At 40.1% G+C, this 6,557-nt stretch carries 7 protein-coding genes and 1 rRNA gene; 3 read left to right on the forward strand and 5 right to left on the reverse strand.

Annotation, left to right across the window (positions count from 1 at the left end; genetic code table 11):
- Positions 1-79 (reverse strand): 16S ribosomal RNA (locus CSV69_RS16230); the annotation flags it as partial.
- 341 nt (positions 80-420) lie between these two features.
- Positions 421-1,284 (reverse strand): nucleotidyltransferase-like protein, encoded by an 864-nt coding sequence (locus tag CSV69_RS16235; RefSeq protein WP_369823355.1) that lies wholly within the window; start codon positions 1,282-1,284, stop codon positions 421-423.
- Between the two features lie 158 nt (positions 1,285-1,442).
- Here CSV69_RS16235 and CSV69_RS16240 point away from each other — a divergent pair, with 158 nt between their 5' ends.
- Positions 1,443-1,799, forward strand: coding sequence for a YgzB family protein (locus CSV69_RS16240; protein ID WP_085427030.1), 357 nt, complete (start codon positions 1,443-1,445; stop codon positions 1,797-1,799).
- A 40-nt stretch (positions 1,800-1,839) separates the two neighbouring features.
- Here CSV69_RS16240 and perR read toward each other — a convergent pair whose 3' ends face one another.
- The 3 genes from perR to bcp all read right to left on the reverse strand — a co-directional run bounded on the left by perR (position 1,840) and on the right by bcp (position 3,818).
- Positions 1,840-2,286 (reverse strand): peroxide-responsive transcriptional repressor PerR, encoded by a 447-nt coding sequence (gene perR / locus CSV69_RS16245; RefSeq protein WP_099626166.1) that lies wholly within the window; start codon positions 2,284-2,286, stop codon positions 1,840-1,842.
- Between the two features lie 102 nt (positions 2,287-2,388).
- Positions 2,389-3,333: a D-2-hydroxyacid dehydrogenase gene (locus CSV69_RS16250; protein ID WP_099626167.1), complete on the reverse strand. Its 945-nt coding sequence runs from the start codon at positions 3,331-3,333 to the stop codon at positions 2,389-2,391.
- Between the two features lie 11 nt (positions 3,334-3,344).
- Positions 3,345-3,818, reverse strand: a complete 474-nt coding sequence (gene bcp / locus CSV69_RS16255) for a thioredoxin-dependent thiol peroxidase (RefSeq protein WP_085427033.1) — start codon at positions 3,816-3,818, stop codon at positions 3,345-3,347.
- 172 nt (positions 3,819-3,990) lie between these two features.
- On the opposite strand from bcp, the gene CSV69_RS16260 reads away from it, so the two are divergent.
- Both CSV69_RS16260 and CSV69_RS16265 read left to right on the forward strand, forming a co-directional pair.
- On the forward strand, positions 3,991-5,277 hold the full coding sequence (locus CSV69_RS16260; RefSeq protein WP_099626168.1) for a glutamate-1-semialdehyde 2,1-aminomutase: 1,287 nt from the start codon (positions 3,991-3,993) through the stop codon (positions 5,275-5,277).
- A gap of 74 nt (positions 5,278-5,351) precedes the next feature.
- A complete protein-coding gene (locus tag CSV69_RS16265) occupies positions 5,352-6,431 on the forward strand; it encodes an FUSC family protein (RefSeq protein ID WP_085427035.1) in 1,080 nt (359 codons plus the stop codon).
- Positions 6,432-6,557: the final 126 nt, after the last annotated feature.

Raw genomic sequence — 6,557 nt, forward strand, 5'->3', positions numbered from 1 at the left:
TTCCAACAGTTCGCTCGACTTGCATGTATTAGGCATGCCGCCAGCGTTCGTCCTGAGCCAGGATCAAACTCTCCATAAGAGAAATTCGATTAGCTCGAGTTTCATTTGCTGGCATCAATTAAGATACTCATTTTTGTTTATGTCACTGGCAAGCCAGGCACAAACTGTATTTCGTTAACGTTTTGCTGTTCAGTTTTCAAGGTTCGTGTTTTGCGCTTCTTGTAAAAGCGACTTCTCTAATATAGCTCATCTTACTCTCATTCGTCAAGTCTTTTTTAAAATTCTTTTTCGAATGTTTTGTTCGTGTTGCTTAGAACGTTTCTCCCAAGCGACATTTATTATAATAACATGGCGTTAAAGAATATGTCAACAACTATTCCAAAAAAATTATAGAGCGATCGAAGAACCGCTCTACGACAGTCACCGAGCCCTTATAATACGGTACTCTCTGTGGAATAGCAAATCATTTTTAGACGGTACTGGTGTGATCTCAATTAAATGCTTATCCACTAAGTATTCAATAAAGAACTCTAAATCCGAGGAATACAACGCCAACTCGTCTTGTTCATGCAATTGCTGGATAGTCCAAGATTCTCTTTCGCTCATAATATCCAATAAATGTGTTGCTGCTTCACTTGTGTAGTTATGAATAAAGAACTCACTTGCCAAGAACACTAAATCTAGACGTTTCTCTAATTCTTCTTCACTTCCAATTAATTCTTCGTACAACTTAAAAACAGCTGGATCTATTTTCTTCATTTGCGCCCACACAGTGTTTTCAGGTAAAACGTTATGCTTAACAGCGACGAACCTAGCTAAGTTATGCAGTGTATTGATCGCGAATAGATAGGAATCCATGTATTGTTTTCTTTCGAAATGAATTTTCCCTTCATTATAAGCGCGAATCATTTTAGCCATTTCCATCCCCATTTTAATCCCTCTACCGAATAACGGTTCTTCGGATAAACGCTGTTTCAGCTGCTCCCCATATTCATCTCGATCAAAATATAACTTGCCGAGGATTAACCAATCAATGATTTTCTTATTGGTTCCCACAAGTAACCAGTGTGTTAGTTGGCGCTCGCTAATGATATGCATGGCTGCTTTACGCTTGCCATCTGTATAGTGTTTTGTCTGAATCGGTATTTCATTATTTGAAGTGATGATGAATAAGATTTCATCAAATGTATCCGTAATCGGATCATCTTCTCTTTGATTGCCAATGAGAAGGACACTTAACGTCTCGGGCAAGCTCGCTCTCTCTTGGTATACTGGCCGTAGCATTTGTTCCACTTTCTCGCCTCCCAGTTTTCTATAGATAGTCTCGAATACTCTATTTCGACGAATTTCACATAAAATCCTTTAATTTAAAGGGAGTTTGTACTGCAATTAAATAATAATATGATATATTAGGTGAGGATAGCGTTAGGAGGAAACTTGAGATGAAGCCTTACAAAAATAAAATAAATCGTATTCGGTCATTTGCCTTGTCACTAATTTTCATCGGAGTCGTCATTATGTACATCGGAATATTCTTCCGTTCTAATGAAGTAGTTATGTTGATCTTTATGTTTTTGGGCATGGTTGCAATTATCGGTAGTACAGTGGTGTATGCGTGGATCGGTACCCTTTCTACACGGGCTGTACGAGTTCAGTGTCCAAATTGCGGCAAGCATACAAAAGTGCTTGGACGAGTTGATATGTGCGGACATTGTCGCGAGCCGTTGACACTCGACCCCAATCTTGAAGGTAAAGAATTCGACATTGCGTATAATAAAAAAGTAAAGCAAGAAAAATAATACAAAATAAAAGAGTGTAACCCAAATGGGTTACACTCTTTTATTTCGCTTGATTCTGTTGCATCGCTGCACATTCAGGACAAGTTCCATACACTTCTAAACGATGTGAATTCACTTGGAATCCTGTCACATGCGCTGCAAGACGTTCTACTTCTTCTAAACCAGGATGGTGGAAATCTACAATCTTTCCGCAGTCGTCACAAATAATATGGTAATGGTCATGTGTTACGAAATCAAAACGACTTGACGAATCTCCGTACGTCAACTCTTTGACTAATCCAGAGCTTTGAAATACACGCAAGTTGTTATAAACTGTCGCCACACTCATATTGGGAAAATCTGATTCTAGTGCTTTATAGATTTCATCAGCAGTCGGATGTGAATGGGATGTGATTAAATACTCAAGAATCGCATGTCGTTGTGGAGTTATTCTCACACCACTTTCTTTCAATGTCACTAACGCATCTTTTAAGAATACTCCAGGCATCGTAATGCACCTCACTTCATAAGAATTACTTCTTTATAATCATTATAATTAGTGTACTCAATTATGAGGTGTATTGTCAACATTTCTGCCGATTATGCTATATTAATAACCTTTTGCTAAATCAACTTGGTTGATAAGGTCCTTTTCCCCCGCCACCCACTTATCAAGATTGGTATCCATGATATCAAGTGAACGTTTGATATATTGATCGGAAAGACTGGACATATGCGGAGATACTGTACAGTTGGGCAATTCCCAAAACGGATGATCTTCAGGCAACGGCTCTGTTTCAAAGACATCAAGGACCGCATGACGAATTTCATTTTGTTGCAAGGCAACCAACACATACTGCTCTTTCACTGCGTCACCCCTACCTACATTCATAAAGACCGCTGTCTCTTTCATGGCACGAAAATGCTCTGGCTGATAAATCCATCTTGTTTGGGGCGTACTTGGCAAGATAGAGATGACATAATCCGCTTCCGGTAATCTCTCAAGTATTTCTTGGAATGAAATTGTTTCATCCATTGAAGGATTTGAGTGACCCGAACGATTGCAGCCAATCGTGCGGACATGGAATGCCTGAAGTAAGCGTCCGATTTCCCCACCAATTGCACCAGTTCCTACTATTAAAGCAGTGGAGTGATTCATTTCACCAGGTAAAGAATCTAGCTTCCATTCTTTTTTATCCTCCCTTTTATAGATACCTGGCAATCCACGTTCCAAGGATAGTAAATGTGCCAATACAGATTCGGCTAGCGGCATTTTATGAACACCATGCGAATTCGTAACTAAAATATCGCGCTCCTGAAGTGCTTCAATTGGTAATGTATCGACTCCAACCGCTGCTACCATGACCCATTTTAACGCGGTAGCTTTTTCGACATGTTCTGATGTTAAATCTCCACCATCTGTCACGATTACCTCTATATCTTCCAATGAAGCATCATCAATATTTGTAGTATATATAAATTCGACATTAGGATACTTCTCTTTTAATTGCTCTTTAAATGTAGTTTTAATCTTAAATGTGAATAGTACCTTCATGTGACAACCTCCTATTTAGTTAGTTGCTCAAGTGTTGCTAGTGCATTTGCTACATGATCTTTCACTCGAACTTTTCGCCATTCCTTTACTACGGTACCCGTTGGATCAATCAAAAATGTCGAGCGTTCTATGCCCATATACTCCTTGCCGAAATTCTTCTTTAGTTTCCAAACTCCATACTGTTCAGCTACAGCATGGTCTTCATCTACTAGTAGGGAGAACGGCAAGCTATGCTTTGTGATAAACTTTTGGTGAGATACTGCATGATCCGGACTCACACCCAGCACTACAGCATTCAGTCCTTCAAAGTTCGCGTGCGCATCACGAAAATCACATGCCTCCGTCGTGCAACCAGGCGTTGAATCTTTCGGATAAAAATACAGAACTACATAGCTTTTTCCTTTATATTGATCTAATGAAACCATTTCTCCATTTTCATTCGATAATGAGAATGCTGGTGCTTGTTTTCCTTCTAAATTTTCCATTTGAATTCCTCCTCTAATATATATAAACGAATAGTGTACTTACTCTCTCCACACTTATCGTATCGGAAGTATTTGAATTTTACAATTTACCTATACTTCACTCTGAAGGTAGAGACTTCACTTCGATTAATGCTAAAATGGATAACGTATAAATGATTTGGAGGAATTACTAATGAACCGAAAAAATTCAGAGGCAATCTACGCAGAAGCATGTGAACATATTGTGGGAGGCGTGAACAGCCCTGCCCGAGCATACGGAGCGGTTGGCGGAGGTGCACCTACTGTTATGGAACGAGCAGAAGGCGCTTATTTTTATGATGTTGATGGGAATCGATATATTGACTACTTGGGAGCATATGGTCCAATCATTACAGGACATGCGCACCCGCACATTACAAAAGCGATCACAAAAGCAGCGGAAACAGGTGTGCTTTACGGAACACCGACACGCCACGAAGTACAATTCGCAAAAATGTTAAAAGAAGCAATTCCCGGAATGGACAAAGTTCGTTTCGTTAACTCCGGTACAGAGGCTGTTATGACAACCATTCGTGTAGCGAGAGCGTTTACTGGACGTACGAAGATTATGAAGTTCGCAGGATGCTATCACGGTCACTCCGATCTTGTATTAGTAGCTGCTGGATCAGGTCCCGCTACATTAGGCACACCGGACTCCGCAGGCGTACCTTCTTCTATCGCGAAAGAGGTCATCACGATTCCGTTCAATGATCCCGAAAGCTATAAAGAAGCGATGAAACAATGGGGCGATGAACTTGCTTGTATTCTAATCGAACCAATTGTCGGGAACTTTGGAATCGTCGAGCCAAATGAAGGGTTCTTGGAACTTGTTCATGAGTTAGCTAAAGAGCAAGGCGTTCTGACTGTCTATGATGAGGTCATTACAGCGTTCCGTTTCCATTACGGTGCGGCACAAACATTACTCGGTCTTCAACCGGATTTAACAGCATTCGGAAAGATTATCGGCGGTGGCCTACCAATTGGCGCTTATGGCGGTAAAAAAGAAATCATGGAACAAGTTGCTCCACTCGGCCCCGCTTATCAAGCAGGAACAATGGCTGGAAATCCTGCATCTATGCTTTCGGGAATCGCTTGTCTAGAAGTGCTTCAAGAACCAGGCATTTATGAAGAGATGGATCGCTTAGGCGGTTTACTTGAAGACGGCATTCTGAAATTGGCTAAAAAACACAGTATCCAATTGACGATCAATCGTCTTGGAGGCGCACTTACGTTATTTTTCACAGACGTCAAAGTGGAAAACTACAAGCAAGCTGAAGCAACGGATGGTGAAATTTTCGGACGTTTCTTTAAAGAAATGCTGAAAAACGGCATCAACTTAGCACCATCTAAGTATGAAGCATGGTTTTTAACTTCCGCTCATACTGAATCAGATATAAACGAAACACTTGAAGCAGTAGATCGCGCATTTAAAGCACTTTAAAATAGAACAATTGACCGTTTTATGCGTATATTGTAAAGTAAGCATAAAAGAGCTTTTAGGAAAGGAATTACCCAATGAAACTTGGTGCCCGCGTCTTTAAGACGGGTATTGCGATTGTATTTGCTCTGTTTCTCGCAAATTTATTAGAATTACCTACAGCAGTGTTCGCAGGTATTGCAGCTATTTTCGCAATCCAACCCTCTATTTACAGATCATACTTAACAATAGTAGAACAATTGCAAGGTAATTTAATCGGTGCCACTATAGCAGTCTTATTCACTCTCATCTTTGGTCCTCAACTTATAATAGTCGGTTTGGCAGCTGTCATCGTTATGACTATTATGTTGAAACTGGGCCTCGAAAAATCTATGTCACTTGCACTCGTTACAATGATTGCAGTGATGGAGGTTAAAGATGATGCCTTCCTAACATTTGCCCTCCTTCGTGTAGGTACTATTTTGGTAGGTGTACTGGCGGCATTCATTGTGAATCTAGTGTTCATGCCACCGAAATATGAAACGAAACTGTTTCAGGCGATTCATCAGGCACAGGACGAAATTATTCGTTGGACGCGTTTAGCTGGTCGTCAAGTGTCTGAACATACTGCTATGAAGAAATCGTTGAGTAAGTTAAAGGAACGTCTGATTCAAATTGATCAGCTGTACTTATTATTTAAAGAAGAGCGCAGCTATTTCAAGAAAACTACTGCCGCAAAAGCGAGACGGCTTGTTGTCTATCGACAATTGATCGGTACAACTAGGAGTAGTTATGACGTTCTCAAAAGGATGCATATGTATGAAAATGAACTCATCAATCTTCCAGAGCACTTCCGAATGATGATTCAGGAGCGTCTAGAGTCATTACTCGTCTATCATGAACAGCTTCATCTGAAATTCGTTGGTAAGCTAAAAGCGGATTACGACGACGATGAAACACATAGCGAGTTTATGCAACGACAAGAAGTGATGAATATTTTCGTTAAGGAAATTGCGATTACTAATGAAGAAGAAGAATTTTCTTCTTATCATTTACTTCACGTCCTCTCGTCCATCCTGAATTACGAGGAGCAGCTAGAACATCTGGATACGCTGATCACTTCTTATCAATCACGATATGAAGACGAAGAGAATGTTTTAGAAGACGAATTCTATTAATAAAGAGGCTGGGACAAAACCCTCCTCATATTGAAAAAGAACGGACCCATTGAAGTTTATGGGGTCCGTTCTTTTTTATATATTTTTTTAGTTTTAGGAAGAAAAAAAGGATACCTTCTGATAAAA

The organism is Sporosarcina sp. P26b (genome assembly GCF_002743245.1).
Classification (GTDB): domain Bacteria; phylum Bacillota; class Bacilli; order Bacillales_A; family Planococcaceae; genus Sporosarcina; species Sporosarcina ureae_C.